General features: G+C 65.1%; 21 protein-coding genes. 9 read left to right on the top strand and 12 right to left on the bottom strand.

The annotated features are described in order from the left end of the window. Positions 1-9: 9 nt before the first annotated feature. Both BIWAKO_RS13885 and BIWAKO_RS13880 read right to left on the bottom strand, forming a co-directional pair. Positions 10-618, bottom strand: coding sequence for a glutathione S-transferase family protein (locus BIWAKO_RS13885; protein WP_069879163.1), 609 nt, complete (start codon positions 616-618; stop codon positions 10-12). A gap of 78 nt (positions 619-696) precedes the next feature. Continuing rightward, on the bottom strand, positions 697-1,698 hold the full coding sequence (locus BIWAKO_RS13880; protein ID WP_069879162.1) for a LysR family transcriptional regulator: 1,002 nt from the start codon (positions 1,696-1,698) through the stop codon (positions 697-699). Positions 1,699-1,814: 116 nt separating this feature from the next. Between BIWAKO_RS13880 and BIWAKO_RS13875 the strand changes: the two genes are divergently transcribed. The 3 genes from BIWAKO_RS13875 (at position 1,815) to BIWAKO_RS13865 (ending at position 4,257) form a co-directional block, all read left to right on the top strand. Beyond that, positions 1,815-2,420: an FMN-dependent NADH-azoreductase gene (locus BIWAKO_RS13875; RefSeq protein ID WP_069882471.1), complete on the top strand. Its 606-nt coding sequence runs from the start codon at positions 1,815-1,817 to the stop codon at positions 2,418-2,420. Between the two features lie 268 nt (positions 2,421-2,688). Next, positions 2,689-3,168, top strand: coding sequence for an SLC13 family permease (locus tag BIWAKO_RS13870; protein WP_069879161.1), 480 nt, complete (start codon positions 2,689-2,691; stop codon positions 3,166-3,168). 369 nt (positions 3,169-3,537) lie between these two features. After that, positions 3,538-4,257, top strand: a complete 720-nt coding sequence (locus BIWAKO_RS13865) for a response regulator (protein ID WP_069879160.1) — start codon at positions 3,538-3,540, stop codon at positions 4,255-4,257. Here BIWAKO_RS13865 and BIWAKO_RS13860 read toward each other — a convergent pair. Together BIWAKO_RS13860 and BIWAKO_RS13855 are read right to left on the bottom strand one after the other, a co-directional pair. After that, entirely contained in the window at positions 4,221-6,911 is a 2,691-nt protein-coding gene (locus BIWAKO_RS13860; protein WP_069879159.1) for an ATP-binding protein, read from the bottom strand. The genes BIWAKO_RS13865 and BIWAKO_RS13860 overlap by 37 nt on opposite strands. After that, a complete protein-coding gene (locus BIWAKO_RS13855) occupies positions 6,908-7,807 on the bottom strand; it encodes an ABC transporter substrate-binding protein (RefSeq protein WP_176733317.1) in 900 nt (299 codons plus the stop codon). Before BIWAKO_RS13855 ends, BIWAKO_RS13860 begins: the two co-directional genes overlap by 4 nt. A 580-nt stretch (positions 7,808-8,387) precedes the next feature. Here BIWAKO_RS13855 and BIWAKO_RS13850 point away from each other — a divergent pair. Then, positions 8,388-10,922 (top strand): methyl-accepting chemotaxis protein, encoded by a 2,535-nt coding sequence (locus tag BIWAKO_RS13850; protein WP_176733316.1) that lies wholly within the window; start codon positions 8,388-8,390, stop codon positions 10,920-10,922. A gap of 198 nt (positions 10,923-11,120) precedes the next feature. Here BIWAKO_RS13850 and BIWAKO_RS13845 read toward each other — a convergent pair whose 3' ends face one another. Further along, entirely contained in the window at positions 11,121-11,363 is a 243-nt protein-coding gene (locus BIWAKO_RS13845) for a DUF2312 domain-containing protein (protein WP_043233170.1), read from the bottom strand. A 110-nt stretch (positions 11,364-11,473) separates the two neighbouring features. Then, positions 11,474-12,268: an N-formylglutamate amidohydrolase gene (locus BIWAKO_RS13840; protein WP_244523441.1), complete on the bottom strand. Its 795-nt coding sequence runs from the start codon at positions 12,266-12,268 to the stop codon at positions 11,474-11,476. Between the two features lie 173 nt (positions 12,269-12,441). Here BIWAKO_RS13840 and BIWAKO_RS13835 point away from each other — a divergent pair, with 173 nt between their 5' ends. From BIWAKO_RS13835 to pyk, 3 genes are read left to right on the top strand one after another with little or no spacing between them, the layout of a single operon-like run. Continuing rightward, entirely contained in the window at positions 12,442-13,698 is a 1,257-nt protein-coding gene (locus tag BIWAKO_RS13835; RefSeq protein ID WP_069879157.1) for a glycerate kinase type-2 family protein, read from the top strand. A gap of 6 nt (positions 13,699-13,704) precedes the next feature. Continuing rightward, positions 13,705-14,154, top strand: coding sequence for a DUF1036 domain-containing protein (locus BIWAKO_RS13830; RefSeq protein ID WP_069879156.1), 450 nt, complete (start codon positions 13,705-13,707; stop codon positions 14,152-14,154). A 10-nt stretch (positions 14,155-14,164) separates the two neighbouring features. Then, entirely contained in the window at positions 14,165-15,604 is a 1,440-nt protein-coding gene (gene pyk / locus BIWAKO_RS13825; protein WP_069879155.1) for a pyruvate kinase, read from the top strand. Positions 15,605-15,608: 4 nt separating this feature from the next. On the opposite strand, the gene BIWAKO_RS13820 is transcribed toward pyk, so the two are convergent. From BIWAKO_RS13820 to BIWAKO_RS13805, 4 genes are all read right to left on the bottom strand, one after another. Beyond that, complete coding sequence (locus BIWAKO_RS13820; protein WP_084651369.1) at positions 15,609-16,598, bottom strand: alpha/beta fold hydrolase; 990 nt, start codon at positions 16,596-16,598, stop codon at positions 15,609-15,611. A gap of 32 nt (positions 16,599-16,630) precedes the next feature. Further along, positions 16,631-17,287, bottom strand: a complete 657-nt coding sequence (locus tag BIWAKO_RS13815) for a tetratricopeptide repeat protein (protein WP_069879154.1) — start codon at positions 17,285-17,287, stop codon at positions 16,631-16,633. 146 nt (positions 17,288-17,433) lie between these two features. Further along, positions 17,434-17,559: a type B 50S ribosomal protein L36 gene (gene ykgO, locus BIWAKO_RS13810; protein WP_038363015.1), complete on the bottom strand. Its 126-nt coding sequence runs from the start codon at positions 17,557-17,559 to the stop codon at positions 17,434-17,436. A 177-nt stretch (positions 17,560-17,736) separates the two neighbouring features. Further along, positions 17,737-18,528 (bottom strand): MBL fold metallo-hydrolase, encoded by a 792-nt coding sequence (locus tag BIWAKO_RS13805; RefSeq protein WP_069882467.1) that lies wholly within the window; start codon positions 18,526-18,528, stop codon positions 17,737-17,739. 133 nt (positions 18,529-18,661) lie between these two features. Between BIWAKO_RS13805 and BIWAKO_RS13800 the strand changes: the two genes are divergently transcribed. Together BIWAKO_RS13800 and BIWAKO_RS13795 are read left to right on the top strand one after the other, a co-directional pair. Continuing rightward, positions 18,662-19,183 (top strand): MarR family winged helix-turn-helix transcriptional regulator, encoded by a 522-nt coding sequence (locus BIWAKO_RS13800; protein ID WP_244523440.1) that lies wholly within the window; start codon positions 18,662-18,664, stop codon positions 19,181-19,183. 128 nt (positions 19,184-19,311) lie between these two features. Further along, positions 19,312-19,980, top strand: a complete 669-nt coding sequence (locus BIWAKO_RS13795) for a hypothetical protein (RefSeq protein ID WP_069879152.1) — start codon at positions 19,312-19,314, stop codon at positions 19,978-19,980. 91 nt (positions 19,981-20,071) lie between these two features. Here BIWAKO_RS13795 and sugE read toward each other — a convergent pair whose 3' ends face one another. Both sugE and BIWAKO_RS13785 read right to left on the bottom strand, forming a co-directional pair. Beyond that, on the bottom strand, positions 20,072-20,389 hold the full coding sequence (gene sugE, locus BIWAKO_RS13790; protein WP_069879151.1) for a quaternary ammonium compound efflux SMR transporter SugE: 318 nt from the start codon (positions 20,387-20,389) through the stop codon (positions 20,072-20,074). Positions 20,390-20,414: 25 nt separating this feature from the next. Then, positions 20,415-21,164: a F0F1 ATP synthase subunit A gene (locus BIWAKO_RS13785; protein ID WP_069879150.1), complete on the bottom strand. Its 750-nt coding sequence runs from the start codon at positions 21,162-21,164 to the stop codon at positions 20,415-20,417. Between the last annotated feature and the right edge of the window lie 340 nt (positions 21,165-21,504).

The raw sequence follows: 21,504 nt of genomic DNA, 5'->3' as shown, positions 1-21,504 counted from the left end.
ACCGGGTGCTCACTCCCGGTCGATTGGCCAGGCCTTGAACACGGCAAGCTGCTCGCAGGCGCGTGCCTGAGCAGCAAGAGCCGGCCAGCGCATCTCCTCGACATAGTCCGGGATCACGAAACGGCAGAACCCCCAGGCGATGGCGGCTGCAATATCGGCAGGCTCGAGCTCCGGCCCCGAGCCCAGTTCGCCACGCTGGGCTGCCTGATCCAGCAGATCGAGTGCAGTGTGCAACTGCGTCACGATCCGCTCCTGCCAGGGCGCGTAGCGTTGAGCTTCGGGGCGCTTGCGCTCATATTCCACCGAGACGGCTTTGTCCGCCGCGACGATGCCAATGCCGGTCAGGCTGAGATCACGGACCCGCGCGGTGTCTTCGATCGGTCGCAGGGAACGGCCGGCGACATCCTCGAAATGCTGGATGATCAGCAGCGACTCGCTGATCACCGTGCCATCGTCGCAAACCAGCGAGGGTGCCTTGATCAATGGATTGATAGCCCGGAACGCATCCATATGGCGGAACACGGAGACCGAGCGATCCTCGAATTCGATCCCCAGCAGGGTTCCGGTAATGGCGGCGCGCCGCACATAGGGACTGTCCAGCATTCCAACGAGCAGCATCGCAATCTCCGTTTGTGAGCGCGCGCAGACTGGCCGCTCGTTCAAGGAATGCAACGCCAAAACATGTGATGCCGAAGATCACGCCAATTGATGTGCAGGCAGCCCGGCTTCCGGCGCGACGGCATCATCGGAAACCGACTCCGCGCCGAAGGACAATCCGCGCGCCTTCGCCGCCATCTGGCAGCGATCCCAGCTCGGCTCGCCTCCGAAATGCTCGACCAGGAGATCGATCAGAACGCGCACTTTGCCGGGGACATAGGCGCCTGGTGGGCGCACGACAAAGAGCCCCTGCTCCTTCATCGGATAGTCCAGCAACAAATGCTCGAGCGCGCCTCTGCTGATCGCGTCCGTGAGCATGAAGGTCGGCAGCACGGCGAGCCCGAGCCCCGCCTCCGCCCATTCCGCCAGGGTCTCGCCACTGTCCGAGCGCATCCGGCCGGTCGGCCTGACCGAAACCCAGCGTTTGCTCATCCGGAAGGTCCAGTCCGTCGTCGCTGTACCGGTATAGATGAGGCAGTCGTGCTCGGTCAGGTCGAGCGGCGAGATGGGGCGCCCCCTGCGATCGAGATAGCCCGGGCTTGCGACCACGGCTCCGTAGACCGGCGCGATGCGCCGGGCGACCAGGCTGGAATCCTTGAGCGTGCCGATCCGGATCGCCGCATCGAAACGTTCGCCGATCAGATCGACATAGCGGTCGCTGGCCTCGACATCGAGCTCCAGCTTGGGATGACGATGCGCCAGCTCGGCAAGGACCGGCGCGACATGGCGCACGCCGAAGGTCAGCGGCATCGACAGGCGCAGCCTCCCGGCAACGCCACCGGTCTGCTGCGCCACCGATTCACGCGCCTCCGCGAGATCCGCAAGGATGCGTTCGCCGCGCGCCTTGAACTCGATCCCGGCCTCCGTCGGGCTGATGCCGCGGGTCGTGCGGCTGAGCAGCCGGGTACCGAGATCGGCCTCGAGTCGAGCGATGCGACGGCTGACGATCGACTTCGACAGACCCAGCACCTTGCTCGCGCGCCCGAAGCCACCGGTCTCGACCACGGCGATGAAGCTGCGGATGTCATCGAGCTCCGACATGAGAGTGTTCCCCTGAGAGCAACAGTATGGTTCCCACTATGAGCGTTCTGGTGCGTGAAGTGAACCGCTATGTTGCACCGCATCGAGGCCATTCCCTCCGTTTCAGGATCGCAACCATGTCCAACCTTCTCGTTCTCAACAGCAGCGCCCTCGGCTCGGCTTCCGTTTCGAAGCAGCTCGTCCAGGATACCGTCACCCGCCTCACCGCCCAGAACCCTGGCCTGAAGGTCGTCGAACGTGACATCGGCCTGGCCCCGGTTCCGCATCTGACCCTCGATTCCGCGACCGCCATTCGCGGCGGCGAGCCGGCCAACCCGGCCCAGGCAGAAGCCCGCACGCTGTCCGATGCGCTCGTCGAGGAACTGAAGGCGGCCGATATCATCGTGGTCGGCGCGCCGATGTACAATTTCGGCATCTCGTCGACGCTGAAGGCCTGGTTCGACTATGTGCTGCGCGCCGGTGTGACCTTCCGCTACACCGAATCCGGCCCGGAAGGCCTGATGACCGGCAAGCGTGCGATCGTGGTCGAGAGCCGCGGCGGTCTCTACAGCAGCGGGCCCGCCCAGATCATGGACTCGCAGGAGCCGCATCTGCGCACCCTGTTCGGCTTCATGGGCATCACCGATGTCACCTTCATTCGCGTCGAGAAGCTCGCTTTCGGTCCCGAGGCGCGCGAGCAGGCGATCAACGCCGCCCAGGCCGAGCTGAAGCTGGTTGCCTGAGCCTCATATTTCGCAAGACAGGACAGGGCCGGCGTCGGGAAACTGACGCCGGCCCTGTCCATGCGGGGGTCAACTCCGCCACGCCCGGAGGACTGAGCAACTGCTGCGCGAACTGAGGGAATAAGACGCGGTCTCGCTCGTTTGTCTCGACATGAGCAGCCTCCTCCCCCCACCTCCCGTCGTGATCGCGCCGGTACAGCCGTCCCGAGATGCCGGTGCGCCTCTGGCGCCCCCCAGCGCGCCCGGAACATTCATCGGTTTCGCCGCGATGGCCCTCGCATCGGCTGCGGCATCGTCGATCTGGTTCGGGGCCCCGCTGGCACCGGATGCCAGGATCGTGCTGATCGTCTTCTCTCTCGCCACCATCGGCTGGACGATGACGGCGATCGACGACACGCTGATCGCCCTTGCGGCCGCAGCGACCCTGGTCGCAACCCGAACGGTGCCGACCGAACAGCTTTATCTCGCACTTGGCAGCGAGTTGATCTGGCTGTCGATCGGTTCCTTCGTGATCGCGGCCGCACTGCGCGCTTCCGGCCTGGCCGAACGCCTGGCCCTGTCGGCGCTGCAGCCCTTCTCGCGCGTATCCTCGCTCTTCTTCGCCGTGACCTTCGTCATCATTGCCACCGCCTTCCTCGTCCCCTCGACCTCTGGACGCGCCGCATTGCTGTTGCCGGTCTATCTGGCGCTGGCCGAGGCGATCGATGATCGCCGCATCAACCGGGCACTGGCGCCTCGCATCAAATAGGGCAACCTGCGCGCAAGGGCTGCTGCGAGCCGTCGCCCTTGCGCCCCCCAACTGCCATTCGCGTGCATGTGATCAGCGTTTGGATGTGATTTGCCCTCTGGAAAGTGGCTCCCTTTGAAATAGGCCTTTGAACCGAGGATGCCGGCCATGCCATGGAAGAAGCACGAGTCCCAAATTGCGCTGTCCGGCTGGCCGGGGCGAGTTGCCGACTATCCGCAGGCAAACCGCCCCGCTTCGTTTGGAAAGCGAACAGCCGTTCACAATCGGGGCTTTGGCAGGTTGCGGCGCGTCAGTCGCTGTTGGATCGTCCGCTCGATGATGTAGCACGGCCTCGTTGACGTTCGGATGGCCAGGGAAGACCAAGGACCGATGGATACGACACCCCGCGAGCGGCTCGTCATCGTCGAAGATGACCCCGTCACCCGCGCGGTCATCGCGGGATATTTCATCGACCAGGGGTTTCACGTCCAGGAGGCGGAGACCATCGCCCAGGCCAGGCGAACGATCCAGCGCTTCAAGCCGGAACTGATCTTCATCGACGTCGTCCTGCCTGATGGAGACGGGTTCGAGCTGGCAAAGGAGCTTCAATCGGTTTCCGACGCTGGAATCATCTTCGTGACGCGTCGCGATGCCGACATCGATCGGATCGTCGGCCTCGAGCTTGCCGGTGACCACTATGTCAACAAGCCGGTCGACCTGCGTGACCTTCTCGCCAGAACCCGCTCCCTGCTGCGGCGCCGCAAGATCGAGCGGGACATGGCCCGGCGCAGCACCACGGCCACCTTTGGCCCCTTCATCATGGATTTTCTGCGGCGTGAGCTCGCAACGATCAATGGCGACCCTATTCGCCTGACGCGAGGCGAATTCGACTTGCTTGCAGCTCTCGTCGAAAGCGATGGCCGCCCCTTGAGTCGCGACTATCTGATCGAGGTCGTCAGCAATCGCTTTACCGATGTCGACGCGCGAAGTGTGGATGCCTTGGTCGCGCGGTTGCGGAGGAAGCTGGGACAGGGTGGAAAGCCGGGCATGATCGCGACCGTCAGCGGGATCGGCTACAAGCTCGGCGTGCCGGTCGAACGCAACACCTGACGGGCCGCTCCGGCTGCCGTCCTGTCCCCAAACCCGCCCAGGGTCTCCAGTGCCTCGCTACGGTCGCGGTCCAGCGCTTCGACGGCAAGGGTAAGCTCCTCGCGATCGGCGACCATTGCGTCGCGCTCCAGGGCGCTGGCTTGTGCGAAGACACGCCCGAGGCCGACGGCTCCGGCGGAACTCGCGAGCTGGTGCGCCAATCGGCTGAGCTCAGCCCGGTCGACAGCCCGGAGCGCCGACCGCATCCCCTTCAGGATTGTCTCGGATACGGTGGCGAAGAGCGCCACGAGTTGCCGCGTGCGCTCGCTTCCGATCAGTCGACTCTGGGTCTGGAAGAAGGCTGCGTCGACGGGTTGGTCCACAGAGAGGGACACAACCGGACCATGGCCGCTGCGGCTGTTCCCTCGCCCTATGACCTGCAGCAGCGCTGCGGAGGTGATGGGCTTGGACAGGATCGCCGTCAGCCCTGCTGCTCGCATCCGCCGCATCGTCTCCGGGGAGACATCAGCCGTCAGCGCGACGATCCGGGGTTGCGTGATGTCCGGCAGTTCGCGGACCGCGAGGGCGGTTTCGATTCCGTCGATCCCGCTCATGTGCATGTCGAGCAAGACGATGTCGAAGGTGCGATTGCGCAGCGTTGCCAGGGCTGCTTCGCCGGAGGCCACGGCCTGCACCTTGTGGCCGGCCTTGCCCACCATGACCCGGGCGACCTCTCGCGTCACAGGATCATCGTCGACCACGAGCACGCGTTGCAGCTGCGCCGTCGCCATATGCCCGGACCGGGCGGCGGCCTTGGCCGCAACCATGGGCAAACGGACAATGAAGGTGCTGCCTTGCCCGCGATCGCTGACAACGGAAATCGTACCGCCCATCAGTTCGCTCAGCTTGCTGCAAATCGCCAACCCGAGCCCGACCCCGCCATTGCGCCGGCCTGTGTCCGGGTCGACCTGCACAAAGTCGTGGAAGATGTGGCGTTGCATCGCCGGGTCGATGCCTATGCCCGTGTCGCGGACGGTGAGCGTCAATTCTGAACTTCCCGCAGGCGGCCCAGTCTGGAGCTCAGCCCCGAATTCGATCTCGCCACGCTCAGTGAAACTGATCGCATTACGCAAGAGATTGATCAGGATCCGGTGGATCTTGCCGGGATCGCCGTGCAACTGCAGGCCGCCGGATGGGGGCGGACGCAACGCGAGAACAAGTCCCTTCTGCTCGGCGAGGGGGCGCATCAAAGCGGCGGCGGCGTTCAGGAGCGCGCCCAGCTCGAAATTGCGCAGATCCAGACTTTCGGTTCCTGCCTCCAGCCGGGACAGGTCAAGCGTCGCATTGGCCAGATCGACCAGGGCCTCGCCCGAGGTCGCCGCCATGGCGACGAGGCGGCGATCGCGTTGGCTCAGGCGACCACGGTCGAGAAGCTCCAGAACCCCGAGTACGCCCGAGAGCGGCGTGCGGATATCGTGGCCGACGACCGCCAGAAACCGGGACTTTGCCCGCGTCGCCTCTTCTGCCGCCCGTTGCCCGGCCGAGGCAAGTTCGAGAGCGGCCTCCAGCGCCGCCGTACGCTCCGTGACCTTGTCCTCCAGAACCGCGCGGCTTTCCTCAAGGCGCTGAGCCATCAGGTTGAACTGCTCGCCGAGCTGTTGCAATTCATCGCCGGTGTCGATGCTGATCCGCTCGTGCAATTCGCCTCGGCCAATTCGCGCGGCGCCGTCGCCGAGGGCCTTGATCGGGGCGACAAGTTTCCGGCTCAAGACGATGCCGGCTAGCACGGCAGCGGACAGGGCGAGGACCAGAAGCACAAGCGAGCGCAGGAGCGACGCCTTGATCGATGCGAAAGCCTCGCTCTCTGGCAGGTCGATCACCACCTTCCAGTCGAGGTCCGGGACCGAAGCCATCACGGACAGCACTTTCCGGCCTTCGATATCCGTCATCGAAAGTCCGGCACGGGTCACTCCGGCCGCCTCATGCGCACTCACCAGGCCGGCAAGATTGGTGTTCCTGAGTACGAAGCGCAGATCGGGATGCGCGATCAACCGCCCGGAACCCGTGACGATATACGCGCGACCAGTCTCACCGACCTTCAGCCTGGACACCAGATCACGGATGAAGACGAGGTTGACGGTCGCCTGTGCAACCCAGAGCGGAGATGCTGCTCGCTTGAGCAGCGTCATATAGGGTTCTGAGCCGCGCCGGAATTGGACATCGCTGTGATAGCTGCCCTGCGCCAGGGCGGTCTGGAAACCCTGATCAGTCGACCAGTTGACGTCGCCACCGGTCTGGTCGCGGCTGACCCGTGAAAGTGAGAGCTGCTCGCGTCCGGCCGGATCGATCTGGCGCAACTCGAGAATGGCCGGAACCTGCCTCAGCAGCCGCAGGCCGTCGAGGCGACGTTCCTCAGGTGGAGTGTTGCTCGCGCCGCTTTGGGAGATCCAGTCCAGATGTTGCATGATCTCCGCCACGAAGGCGCCGATCCGCTGCGCTGCGGCCTGGGCCTGCTCCTGCTGCACGCGCACCACCAGCGCTCTCTGATCCGAGAAGGCGAAGAGCGTTGCAATTGCCGTATTGAGCCCAAGCGCGAGGCAGATCGCGACTCCAACGAAAACCGCGTATTTGCGGGTGAGAGCACCTCGTGGCCGGGAAATCTCGCCCTGCGTCACGAAACGATCCGTGTCGCGCGAATCCGGAGCGAAAGCGGCACGCTCAACCCCAGGGATGCGGCGGCCATTTCGTTGATGACCAGTTCGAAGCTGCGCGAGAACTGCACCGGCAACTCCGCGACATTCGCACCACGCAAGATAAGGTCGCTATAGGATGCGATGAGGTCGCTCGCCTCGTCCCGCCCCCCCGTATACGACATCAGCCCGCCCTGGCGCGTAAAGGTGTCGAACGGATAGATGGCAGGCAGGCGATACCGGGCGCTGGCCTTGGCACATTGCGCCGCGTGGCGAAACGTGAAGCTGTCGGGCAGAAACACCAGGCCGCCACCGCTGCCCTGTCCTGCGAATTCCGCGATCGCACCCTCGATGCCGTTCGCATCCATCACTGCCACCGGACCAAGGGACAACCGCGCATCGGCAGCCGCCGCCCTCCTCAGGCGCGCGAGATAGGTTTCACCTGCTGCAGGGGTCGTGCGCGGATTGAAGACCACACCGACCCTGCGTGTCTCGGGCGCAATCTCGGTCAACAATTCCAGCCATTTATCCGCCATGACCGGGTCGTTGTTGCTGAACCCCGTGGCATTGCCGTCCGGCCGCTCCAAAGAACGCACGAAGCCGCTCCCGACCGGATCAGAGGCCGTGCCGAACAGCACCGGCATCGTCCGGGTCAAAGCGAGGACAGCAGCGGTTTCGGCACTGGAGCTGACAATGATGATATCGGGATTTTCCCGGACCAGCTCCGCCGCCGCTTGCGCGAGCTCGGCCTCGCTCGAGCCCGAAAATCGCGTGCCCAGGCGCAGATTCTGGCCCTCGATCCAGCCTCGCTCGGCAAGGCGTTGTCGGATCTCCTGTAACCTCGCCTGGACGATCGGGGTGTCCAGCGGGAGGCTGCTCATGACCGCGACATGCTTCAGGCGTTCGGTCGAGCGCGCGGGCGGCGCAAACGCAGTGACCCCGCACGACGCCAAACCGGCCAGAAAGGAACGACGACGCATGCAGTCAAGTCGGGGCAATGTGGAGGACAAGGGCAGCTTCGCACGCAGCGCCGAAAGCGTCGAGAGCGAGTTCCACCACTTTCAGCGAGGAGGCACAAGTCTTGGCGCCAGTGCCGGAAGGCGAAGCTCTCTCGCGTGGAAGCGCGACAGATCGTGATCGCTATTGTGTCCGACAGCCCGCGTATCGAAAACCACTGCATGGGCGCCCAGCCGGACACCACCGCCGAAGCGCGTGGGGTCCGCTCCGTCATTGCGCACATCGCCACCGGCCCACGAACCAAGCCTCTGACGCCCGACCTTCGGCATCCCTCGCCGCGTCAATAGAATTGGCGCCGCCGATGTCCAAGATCAGTCGGACGAGAAACGCAGACACTCGGCTCCGCGCAATAGAGGTAATCTTAACGGAACTCGCCGAATGATCCGGAAATGGTCAACCGTGGCCGCAATTGTCGCCGACTAAACTTCGTTCTGGATGCGCATCATGATGTTTCCGAGCTCCATTCGACGGTACCTGCTGGCGACGATGGCAGCAGTCTGCCTGCCAGGCCTCGGTACCCTCGGCTACCTCGCCTATGATGCGGTCCGCGACGTGCGCACAAACCACCGGCTTTCCGGATTGGTCGAGGCTGACCGAGCCCTGTTGCTCACGGGCAATGCGATCCGTTCCGATCGTGGCAAGGCCCAGACAAGTCTGCAGGCAAACGACGATGCTGACACGACGATCCGCGCGATCGTGGAGACATCGCGAAACCAGATCGCAACGGCCGTGGCAAAGCTCGGCGCCGCCGATCTGCCCGAGCATCTGGTTCTTGCCGAGGCCATCCTGCAGGCTGAAAAGGCCATGCAGGGGCGGATTCCCGATCTCAATGGGGAGGCGGCCAAGCCGCGGGCTCAGCGTAGCCTGGCCGCGACCATGCCTTGGTACAATGCCGTCGGAAACATCGAGGCCGCACTGACGAACGCCTCCGATGCGGCGTCGCTCGCCGTTCGGCTGGCCGATCCGGCACTCGCCGAACTCCAGGGTTTCAAGGCCACCGCCTGGCGGCTGCGCTCAAGTTACGGCACGCAATGCTCCTTGCTGCGTGCACCGCTTGGCTCCGGCCAGGTGCTGACACCGGCTCAGTGGAAGCAGCTTGGTGAATTGCGCGGCGCAAGCAATGCCGCCCAGGCCCAACTGAGGCAGCTCGCGACGCGTGTCGGTGTTTCGCCCGACCTCGCTCGCAAAGTTGAGGTCGCGACCAGCGAAGTCGCCACCGCAAACCAGACGATGGACCAGCTCCTCGGCAAGCTCGGCCAGGGTAGCAGCGCCGTCATCGGCGCCCAGGACTGGACAACCATGTGCAATGGTCCGTTCGCCGCCATTGTCGACGCGGTAACCCAATCGCTCGACGACATGCAGGCGACGACTGCGGCACAGACCAATCATGCCCTGACCCGGCTCGCCCTGATTGGTGGTCTGCTGGTCGCGCTGCTGGGCCTCTGCGCAGCGAGTTGGCGCGGCATCCAGAAGCGCATTGCGAACCCGTTGACGGGCATGAATGCAGCGCTTGTCCGGATGCAGGATGGTGAGGTTGATAAGGCTGTTCCCGCCGCGCCCTGCCCCGACGAGGTCGGTGCTCTGAGCAATGCGCTTGAGGCCTACCGCGAGAATCTCGTCAAGGTCCGTGCGCTCGAAGAGCAGGAACGCGAAGCAGCGACAATGCGCCTGGCGCGGGCGCAATCGATGGAGGCTGTGGTTTCGGATGTCGGCGACGTGGTGTCGGCGGCAGCGGCGGGCGACTTCTCGGCCCGGCTGGAGATCCATGACGCCGACCCGCAGATGCAGAAGCTCGTAGCCGGAATCAACGAGATCAATGCGGTGGTTGACAGCGCGACCAGCGAATTCTCCCGGGCACTGTCTGCTGTGGCCGGCGGCGATCTGACTGTGCGCGTCGACGCCGATTACCGTGGCAAGTTCGCGGAACTCAAGGGCGCGATCAACGAGACAGTCGACCGCCTCTCGACGACCGTGCGCACGATCCAGGCAACCTCTGCCGAGGTCGAGTTGGCCGCGCGCGAGATCAACCTGGGGGCCGATGATCTCTCCAAACGGACCGAGGAACAGGCGAGCTCGCTGGAGGAAACCGCCGCGACGACGGAGGAGTTGGCTGCCTCGGTGAAGGCTTCGGCTCAGGGCTCGCGCCAGGCAGCGTCGATCGCCAACGAGGCTATGGAGACGGCACAGTCTGGCGGCGCGATCGCGACCCGGGCGGTCGACGCCATGGCGCGCATCGAGAGTGCTTCGCAAAAGATCTCCGACATCATCAGGGTCATCGACGACATCGCCTTTCAGACCAACCTCCTCGCCTTGAACGCAGCGGTGGAAGCCGCCCGCGCCGGCGATGCCGGCAAGGGCTTCGCTGTCGTCGCCAGCGAGGTCCGCACGCTCGCGCAGCGCTCCGGCGAGGCGGCAAAGGACATCTCAGCCCTGATATCCTCTTCGAATACGGAGGTCGGAGATGGCGTCAAGCTGGTGCGCCAGGCGGGCGATGCGCTGACCCGGATCTTGGGAGCGTCACAGAAAGTAGCAGCCACAATCGCCGACATCTCCTCGGCGGCAGGAGAGCAGGCCAACGGCATCGACGAAATGAGCCAGGCGGTGGCGCATCTCGACGAAATGACCCAGCAGAATGCGGCGCTAGCCGAAGAGAGTGCTGCCTCGGCAGCTTCGCTGACCGGGCGCATCGCGCAGCTCAATGATCTCGTCGCGGCATTCAAGACCGGGCCTGAGACGGCCGCTCGGGCCCATCTGCAGCCTCAGACGCCGACAATCAAACTCTTCACCGCGCCGCCGAAGCGTGCGGGCGACAAGATCGCGATGGCCGCGAATTCCGGGTCGGAACCGGCTCGCCTGCGCGGGCTCGCCCAGGCGGCCTTCGTTCAGGCCAAAGCTCCCCCTTCCGAGCCCGCCAGGCCGGCCCCCGCCCGCAAGGTCGCCAACAGCCGAGCCGGCGATGCCGGTTGGGAAGAGTTCTGAGCGCGCCAAGCCGGGTCGGCGGGGAAAGCACTATTTAAGCGTCGCAACGCGTGGAGTGCGGCCTCCCGTAGAGTTGAGACGCACTAATCAGAAAGGATTCACCCCGGCTCGAGAGCCGGGGTGAATGCAACTGTCAAACAGTATTCAGTTAGCTGACGAGGTCGGTCTGCAAATTATCGAGGCTCGCGCAGGCAGAGATCAGGCGCTCTCGCCGACGGCCTGAAGATAGAGCTCGAGGATGGCTTCCTCTTCCTGGCGCTCGTTCAGGTCGCGCTTGCGCAGGGCAACGACCTTGCGCAGCACCTTGACGTCATAGCCATTGCCCTTGGCCTCGGCATAGACCTCCTTGATGTCGTCGGCGATCGTCTTCTTTTCTTCCTCGAGGCGCTCGATGCGCTGCACGATGCTCTTGAGCTGATCGCCCTGAACCGGATCGTCCATTCCAAAACCCTTCTCTATAGATTTGGCCGCAGGGGTTCGCCCGGATCGGGGGCCGGCGTCAAGCGCGAACCGCCCTTTGGCACAAAGTGCTCAACAGTCCTGCTGTCGCATCAGGCGATCGCGGCAGCATTCAGCGCCGCAACGCAGGGCGGCACGATGCGGGCCAGGCGCAGCCCCCATTCCCGCGCAGCCTCCGGCGTCGCGATCAGGTCCTGCCGAACCTCGATCAGCGCGTCTGGCAGGCCACGACGGGTGGCATGTCGGTCGATCGTGTCGCCCGGCAAGCCGCCACGATAGGGCTCATTGTCCCCGACGACGAGATCACTCTCGGCCTGGAAGGCGGCGATCAGCGGCTGGGCCAGCTCCCCTGCCCGATCCCACAGCACCCCGACATGCCAGGGACGCGCCACGGCCTTCCAGTAGGGCGTGAAGGAGTGCACCGAAACAATCGCCGGCGGATGACCGGCGGCGATTGCCATCTCGACGGCCTGGTTGATCGCCGCGTCATAGGGGGCGTAATAGTGGGCGATCCGCGCTGCGATGCCGGCCTCGTCGATGCGGGCGTTGCCGGGCACGATCGCACCATCAGACAGGCGCATGACCAGGGTGGGATCGTCGAGCCCGCGATTGGGGTCGATCAGCAACCGCGAGAAACTGGTCAGAACAGCCGGCGCGCCGGTCGCACGCGCCATGGCGCGCACCGTCTCGGCCGCACCGATGTCATACGCGATATGGCGCTCGAGCTGTTCGGGCGGCAACCCGAGCGACGCAAGCTCGAGCGGGATCGCGTTCGAGGCGTGATCGCACAGCAGCAGCATGCCCGTCGCGGGATCACCGGGAATGATCTCGACCTCACCTGGGGCGAGCGTCCTGGCGGGATCCGCCATCGGGAAATCGGACCGCATCGGCGCTCCAAAAAGTATGATTAGATCGGCAAATGCCTGATGACGTCCGCCAGCCAGCGACATAGAAGAGCATACAACGAAAGTCGACCAAATCGACGGGACAGCGGGTGGAAGGCGGGGTGGACTTGCAGCAGGTGAGGAACGATTCGGCTGAGGCCCTGCGCATTGCGAGGATGATTTTCGATGCCGCCGTCGACCGCGCCCGCCCGTCCGGCTGCCTTCCCGCTCACCTGCCCGAACCACCCAGGAACGGCCGCCTGATCCTGCTCGCCGCCGGCAAGGCGGCCGGCAGCATGACCGCGCTCGCCGAAGCGCACTATCTCGACTCGGGGCTGTCGCCCGAACGCCTTGTCGGCCATGCCGTCGCCCGCCATGGCTACGAGACCGCGACGCGGCATGTTCCGATGGTCGCGGCCGGCCACCCGGTGCCGGACGAAGGCAGCATTCGCAGCGCCGAGCGCGCGCTGGAACTTGCCCGTGCGGCAACCGGGGACGATCTGGTGCTGGTGCTGCTCTCAGGCGGCGGCTCGGCCAACTGGGTCGCACCGGCCGGCGACCTGACGCTGGCCGAGAAACAGGCGGTCAACAAGGCGCTGCTGCGTTCCGGCGCGCCGATCGGCGAGATGAACATCGTCCGCAAGCGGCTCTCGCGCATCAAGGGCGGCCGCCTCGCACTGGCCGCCGCCCCGGCCAGGCTCGTGACGCTCGCAATCTCGGACGTCCCCGGCGACGAGCCGACCGTGATCGCCTCGGGCCCGACCGTCCCCGATCCGAGCAGCATGGCCGATGCGCGCGCCATCGTCGCGCGCCATGGGCTCGACCTGCCGCCAGCGGCGCGCCTGCTGCTCGCCGACGACGGCAGCGAAACCCCGAAGCCTGGCGACCCCGCCTTCGCCAACACCGAGTTCCGGATCATCGCCCGGCCGCAGGATGCGATCGCGGCGGCGATCTCGAGCGCACGGGACGCGGGCTACGAGCCCATCGATCTCGGGGCCGATCTCGAAGGCGAGGCCCGCGACGTTGCGGCTGATCATGCCGCGCTTGCGCTGCGCCTCAAGGCCCAGGGGCGGCGTGCCGCGATCATCTCCGGCGGCGAACTCACCGTGACTCTGCGCGGCAAGGGCCGCGGCGGCCCGAACCAGGAATATGCATTGGCGCTTGCCATTGCGCTTGGCGGTGCGCCCGGCATCCACGCACTATCCGGCGACACCGACGGCACCGATGGCGGCGGCGGCGAGGCGACCGACCCTGCTGGCGCGGTGATTGACCCCACGACATTGGCGCGAGCGGCGGCGCGCGGCCTCGTTCCTGCCCAATCGCTGACCGACAACGATTCCACCGGCTTCTTCGAGGCCATTGGCGACCTGCTGCGGACGGGACCGACCTTGACCAATGTGAATGATTGCCGCGTCATCCTGATCGACCCCTAGACGATCATGACGAGCCGATTCGACCGATCTCTCTTGCGCCTCGCGCTGCTGCTGGCTGGCCTTCTCGGAAGCGCTGTTCCCGCGCTTGCCGATCTACGCATGTGCAACACCACTGGCAGCCGCGTCGGCGTCGCCATTGGCTATCGTGATGCGCAGGGCTGGGTCACCGAAGGCTGGTGGAACATCGCGCCGCGCGGGTGCGAAACCCTGCTGCGCGGCACGCTCGCTGCGAGGTTCTACTATGTGCACGCCATCGACTACGACAAGGGTGGCGAATGGACCGGCAAATCCATCATGTGCACGCGCAGCAAGGAATTTACGATCCGCGGCATCGAGGATTGCCTCGCCCGTGGCTATGATCGGTCCGGATTCTTCGAGGTCGATACCGGCGAGCAGAAGAGCTGGACCATTCAGCTGACCGATTCCACCCCCGGCGCAACGCCGCCGCGACCATGAGGACATAGGAATGAGGCGCGAACGCCGGATCAAGATCATCGCTACCCTGGGTCCGGCTTCCGCCAGTGAGGAGATGTGCGCCAAGCTGTTCGAAGCCGGCGTCGACGTCTTCCGGATCAATATGAGCCACACCCAGCGCGAGACGCTGCCGGAGCGCATCGCCATGCTTCGCGGCCTGGAGGCGAAATTCCATCGCCCGGTCGGCATCCTCGCCGATCTGCAGGGCCCCAAGCTCCGCGTCGGCCAGTTTGGTGGCGATGGTGGCGTGATGCTGGAAAGGGACGCGCGCTTCGTCCTCGATTCCGATCCCACGCCCGGCGACGTGAAGCGCGTCTACCTGCCCCATCCCGAGATCCTGAGTGCGTTGGAGCCCGGCCACACCCTCATCCTCGACGACGGCAAGATCCGTCTCGTCGTCGAGAAGGCGAGCCCGAAACAGGCGGTGACCCGCGTCACGGTCGCTGGCCGGCTTTCATCGCGCAAGGGCGTCAGCCTGCCCGACACGACGATCCCGGTCTCGGCGATGACTGACAAGGATCGCTCCGATGCTGAGGCTGCGGCGGAAGCCGGCGTCGACTGGATCGCCCTCTCCTTCGTCCAACGCCCGGAGGATATGGCCGACCTGCGCAAGATCGTGCGCGGGCGGGCGCTGGCACTCGCCAAGATCGAAAAGCCGCAAGCCTTGCTCCGGCTTGAAGAGATCATCGAGGCGTCCGATGCGATCATGGTCGCGCGTGGCGACCTCGGCGTGGAGATGCCGCTGGAAAAGGTGCCGGGCACGCAGAAGCGCATCACCCGCATGGCACGGCGCATGGGCAAGCCCGTCGTCGTCGCGACCCAGATGCTGGAAAGCATGATCACGGCCCCGGTACCGACCCGCGCCGAGGTCTCCGACGTCGCGACCGCCGTCTTCGAGGGCGCGGACGCCGTGATGCTCTCGGCCGAGAGCGCCGCCGGGCAGTATCCGATCGAGGCGGTGGCGATGATGAACCGCATCGCCGAGGAGGTGGAGAGTGAATCGATCTACCGCTCGATCCTCGAATCGCAACGTGCCGAGCCTGAGGCCACCGGCGCCGATGCCATCGCCAAGGCGGCCCACGAGATCGCCGACACGCTGAACCTGAAGGCCATCACCGCCTGGACCTCTTCGGGGTCGACCGCTTTCCGCATCGCCCGCGAGCGGCCGAATTCGACCGTCATCGCGCTGACGCCCAATCGCGGGACGGCGCGGCGCCTCACCCTGGTTTGGGGTGTGCACGCGGTCGTGACCAAGGATGCCAGCGACATCGACGATATGGCCTTCCGCGCCTGCAAATTCGCGGTCCGCGAAGGCTATGCCGCGGTCGGAGACCGCATCATCGTGGTTGCCGGTGTCCCCTTCGGCACGCCCGGCGCGACCAACATGGTGCGCATCGCCTTCATCGCGAAGGAACACGTCGCCAAGGCCTGACGCCTCAGCGAGCCAATGCGAGGCTCGAGCGCGGTCCGGCCAACTGGTCGATCGCCTCGACCACGATCTCGGGTGCCGCGTGATGCGGCATATGCCCGACGCCCGGCAGCAGCACGAAGCGCCCCTGCGGCGCCTCGCGTGCGATCGCGGCGGAATGGATCACCGGTGACACGATCGCGTCGCTGTCCCCGGTGATCGCCACCACCGGAATCCTGAGGTCGCGGTAGCGTGGAGCCTGTGCGCTGACGAAGGCGTGGGTCGCAGCGACATCCCGGGCATTCGCCTCGAAGGTCGAGGGACGCAGCAGCAGCCGGATTTCGCCTGCTGCGACATAGCCGGGCGTGACCGGCCGCGGTGCAAAGACGCTCTCGACACCGGAGCGCAGAAAGGCATCGGACGCCGGCACGCCGATCAGTCGGGTGAAGACCGGGCCGATCACGGGCCATGAGGCCGCGTGATAATACCAGGCGATCCCGCCCGGCCAGGGATGGGTCACGCCGCCGAGCAGGACAAGGCCACGCAATCGCTCGGGGTGATCCAGCGCGATCCGTGTTGCAAGCGCTCCAGCCAGCGAATGAGCGACCAGCACGAAGGGCTCCGACAGGATCTGGTCGAGTGCCTTCATGATGACTGTCGCCTGCTGAGCGGGATCAGCCATGCCGTTCTCGTCGATCCGGTCGCTCCAACCATGGCCCGGCCGGTCGAGCGCGATCACCCGGTAATGGCCAAGCTCGGGTCCGAGCGTCGCGAGCAGGTCGGCATGATCGGACGAGGCTCCGTGGACGAGGACGACGGTGCCGCGCATCTCGCCCACCGGCTTGCGCTCGACATAGTGCAGCCTGCCTCCTGGAAGCGTCAGGAAGTTGCCCTTGGGCGGATGCTGTCGTTCGGCTTCGACGCCAAGCCACTCCGTCCTGGCGAGCAGGCCGGCGACAAGAAGGGCAGGGAGCATGAGCAAGGCGCGCGCGAGCATGGTGTGCTTACGTCGCCGCATTCGCTTTGGTTTCACTGGGGAACCGCAAGGGCCTACGCGTCGCGGCCGTCGACTTCGGTCTTCAGCGAATCGACTGCGTCCTTGATGGCCTCGAATTGCGGATAGATCTCCTGCGCCCGCCGATAGGCGATCAGCGCGCGCTTGTCGTCCCCCTGCTGCCGCAGGATGGTGCCGAGCCCCATCATCGCGCCGTAATGACGCGGCTCGCGCTTCAGCGCCTCGCCAATGTCGATCATCGAGCGGATCGAATCGCCTGCGATGAAGAGCGCGTTGGCGCGCTGGTTCCAGCCTTCAGCCCAGTCCGGCTCGAGACTGATGATGCGGTCGAGCAATTCGATCGCGAGATCGATCTCCTTGGAGCGCATCGCCTCCTGCGCCCGCGCCATCAGGAGATCAGCCGTATCCGAGCCTGACCGCGCCCAGCGCCGTTGGATCAGATTGGCGATGCCCTTGGCCTCCTCCGGGCTCTTGGCAGCAGCAAGCCGCTCGAACAGCCGATCAAGCGTCGCAGCCGGGCTGCGCGAGGCACCGGGAGCGGGTGCCGCCGGATTATCCGTCGTGTCCGAATGCGGCACGGTGCCGGGCTGCGCTGGCGCGCTGTCCTGCCCCAGGGCAGCGCCCAGCCCGAACGGCAATGCCGTCGCCAGGGCAAGCGCAAGAGCAGCGGAAGGCAGACGAGGAATGCTCATGCCCGCAAGATTAGGGGCTCGTGCGGTCGCGTCAAATCACGACGTGGCGAGAGGCTCATGCCAAAAAAGTGGGCGCGCCGTGCGCGCCCACCTTCAAATCTGGTGTCAGCATCAAACCGCCGCGGCAGCGAAAGCCGCGCGTCAACTCAGCCCTGGCGCGCCTTGAAGCGCTTCTGGACCTTGTTGATGATGTAGACGCGGCCCTTGCGGCGAACCAGCTGGTTGTCGCGATGACGGGCGCGCAGCGACTTGAGCGAATTGCGGATCTTCATCGTCTCTACTCCGTCGATCCGCTTTTCCGGCGAATCGGTCAAAAATTCACAGCTGCGACGCGGATCGGCGGGCGATCCTCATCGACCACTCGAACGGCGCGGCTGATGCGATGCCGGCTGTATACGGATTTTTCCGGCGATCGCAAGGGTCCAGCGCGCGAAAACCATCGAATACCCTCAGGCGATCGCGGCCAGATAACGCCGGAAGGAGCGTGCCAGCGCCGCTTTGCCATCGCCGGCGATGACCCTTCCCTCGAAGGCGCCATAGATTCTTGCGAAGGAAAAGGGCTCGAGAACCGCGGCGATCCGCCGGATCGTCGCCGCATTGACCGGAATCATGTTGGGATAGGAATAGAGCACGCTGACATAGCGACGGTCCTGCGCGACCTGCAGCACATCGCCGCAATAGAGCGCGCCCTCCCCCTTTGCATGGTGCAGCACGGTCGCCCCAGCGAAATGGCCGCCGCAGCGCAAGAGCGTCAAGGTCGGACCAAGCTTCAGGGCCTCGCCGTCCCAGAAGCGGATGGCAGGGTCCGGCTCAGTCACCCATTGCCGATCATCAGCGTGGAGATAGACCGGCACGCCGAGCGCGGCCGCCCATTCCGCCATCGCGGTGTAGTAATGCGGGTGCGAGATCGCGATGCCGGTCACCGGCCCGCGCGCGCGGATGGCCTCGACCGCCTCGGGCGTCACAAGCCCGATGCAGTCCCATAACAGGTTGCCCTCCTCCGCCTCGACCAGCAGCGCCCGCTGATCGATCGCGAAGGCCGGTGCGATGCGCAGGCCAAGCACGCCGTGGTCTTCGCTGCAGACGACGGAATGACCGGACGCGAGTTCGCCCGGCGTCAGCCATTCCTGGCCGTCCCACCGCACATACTGGCGCTCGTCGCAGCAGATCGGGCAAGCCTTGGGCGGGGTGGCCGTCTCGGGAAATCGGGCGCCGCATTGGCGGCAGATGAAGCGCGGCATGAGCCTGTCTCCGGCTTGAACGAAGGCCGGCATCGAATGCCCCGCATTCGGCGCCGCCAAACTATCTTCAGATGAAGATACTAGCTCATCAATCTATCTTCATGTCAAGATACTCTGACTGATGGAGAGCGCTTTGGCCGACGCTGACGAGACCCGCGATCATGTCGACCGGCTGCGCGCGCAGTGGCAGCGCGAATTGCCTGATCTCGATACTGGTGCCATGGCCGTGCTGGGTCGGGCCTACCGGCTCTCGAACCTCGTGCGCCAAAGCATCGAGGCGACCTTCGCCGGATTTGGGCTGGATCGCGGCGAATTCGATATCGTCTCGACCCTGCGCCGCGCGGGCGCGCCGTTCCGCCTGACGCCGACCGAACTCTACACCAGCCTGATGATCGCCTCGGGGAGTCTCAGCCACCGCCTCGCTCGGCTCGAAAGGGCGGGTCTCATCAGGCGTGTACCGTCCGACACCGACGGCAGGAGCCTTGCCGTCGAGTTGACTGAGAGCGGACGCGCGAAGGTCGAGGCGGCCTTTCGCGCCGACATGGCAAGCGAAGCGACCTTCCTGAACCATCTCTCGCCGGAAGAACGCGAGGCACTTGCCGCCTTGCTGCGTAAACTCAACCGAGCCATCGAGGACAATCTCGGGACGACGTAGGGGCACGGTTAGTTTCCGTCGCTCCGAAAGCCTTGTTGTCACCCGATTAACTTGTCACTCTGAGACCCGGCGGACCGAGAAACGGGGGCACCGAAGCACAGACCGATCCAGAACGAAGGGAGGACCACATGAAGCGCGTGAGGTGTTTCACACTTGTCGCTGCGGCTGGACTATTGGCATTTGCCTCCGGCTCGGCCCAGGCCCAGACGTCCGAAATGACCTTCTTTGTCACCAGTGCCGGATCCGGAAAGGGTGCCGACCTCGGCGGCCTCGCAGGCGCCGACGCGATTTGCCAGCGTCTGGCCCAGGCGGCGGGCGCAGGCAGCAAGACCTGGCGGGCCTATCTCTCCACGCAAGCCGCTGCTGGAACCGCAGCCGTCAACGCGCGGGACCGCATCGGCGCAGGGCCCTGGCGCAACGCCAAGGGAGCTGTGATCGCCACGAGCGTCGCTGACCTGCATGGCGCCGCCGCCGGCTTGACCAAGCAGACCGCGCTCAACGAGAAGGGCGAGCCGGTCAATGGTCGCGGCGACACGCCCAACCAGCACGACATGCTCACGGGTTCGCAGGTCGACGGCACCGCCTTCGGCCCCGGCGAGGACCGGACCTGTGGCAACTACACCAAGAGCGGTGCGGAGGGCGCCGTCATGCTCGGCCACCACGACCGCACCGGCCTGGACGAATCCCCGCCGGCGAAATCGTGGAACACCTCGCACGCTTCGCGGGGAGGCTGCAGCCAGGAAGCGCTGCGCGGCACGGGAGGAGCCGGCCTGTTCTACTGCTTCGCGACGAACTGAGCCGAACGATCCGCATCGACACATGCGCCTGAAGCAAAACGGCCACCCCATCGGGTGGCCGTTCATCTGCGGTGATCGCAGGTGCGCGTCATCAGGCCGTCGAAAGCTTGAGCCCGATCAGCCCGGCGACAATGAGACTGACGCTGGCGATCCGGAAGAAGGTGACGGCCTCTCCCATGACGAAGATGCCAACGAGGAAAGCTCCGACCGCACCAATTCCCGTCCAGATCGCATAGGCCGTGCCCAGCGGCAGCGACTTCATCGCCACCGCCAGCAGACCAAAGCTGATGATCATGGTCACGATCGTGATCACGCTCGGACCGAGCTTCGTGAAGCCCTCGGACTGTTTCATGGTCGACGCCCACACGACTTCGAAGACGCCTGCAAGGAGCAGATAGATCCAGGCCATTGCTGATACTCCGTCTTGTTCTGCCTCAATGGCTCGGGTGAAGGGCATCGTTGAGATACATGCAGGTGAGCATGGTGAAGATGTAGGCCTGCAGGATTGCCATCAGTACCTCCAGTCCGGTGAGGGCGACCGTCATGATCAGCGGCAGGACCGCGCCAAGAATGCCAACCGCACCGAGACCGGTCATGCCGACGACGAAGCCGGCAAAGACCTTGAGCGCGATATGGCCAGCCAGCATCACCGCAAACAGCCGGATCGAATGGCTGATCGGTCGCGAGATATAGGAGACGACCTCGATCAGGACGATGATCGGCGCCAGGACGATGGGAACGCCCGACGGCAGGAACAGCCGCAGGAAGCCAAAGCCATGCTTCACGAGGCCATAGATCGTCACCGTGCAGAACACGAGCATCGCAAGCGCGAAGGTCACGGAGATATGGCTCGTCACCGTGAACGCGAACGGCAGCATCCCGATCAGATTGGCCAGCAGGATGAAGATGAAGAGCGAGAAGACCAGCGGGAAGAAGCGCATGCCATGCTCGCCTGCGATGCTCCTGAGCGTGTTCCGCACAAAATCATAGAGAATTTCACTGAGCGCCTGGGCACGTCCGGGAACAAGCGCACGGGAGCGGGTCGAGAGCAGCAGAAAGCTGCCGGCGATGGCCACGATCGCGATCATGAAGGCGGATGAGTTGGTGAAGGCGATCTCCTGCCCGGCGATCTCCCCAAGGCTGAACAGCGTCTTGATCTCGAATTGCTCAATGGGGCCGGCCACGGCGAACCTCGTGCGTCATGTGGGTTGAAACGGAAATGGCCCCGCGACGCGTCACCGGGCGCCCGGCCATCCAGGCCAGCGCTTCGATCGGGGGCGGGGCCAGAGACGAATCCGGACGCCGCGCGTGGACCTGCCAGCGGGCGGAGTGGTTCGTCAGTTCTTTGGAAGAAGGCAGCTTCTGGGAAGAAGGCCCGGCCAGCTGATCAATCAGCGGCCTGCGGCCATGCCTGGGGCATGTCGGTTCCATTATCTCTCCCGAGACAATGGGGCCGTCCCCAGCGTTACCGATGGCACAGGTCGTCCAGTGCGGGCCGGTCTCTAGAGCGAAGTGAATTTCACG

This window comes from Bosea sp. BIWAKO-01 (genome assembly GCF_001748145.1).
Lineage (GTDB): Bacteria > Pseudomonadota > Alphaproteobacteria > Rhizobiales > Beijerinckiaceae > Allobosea.
This window is presented reverse-complemented; position numbering and strand designations above follow the sequence as displayed.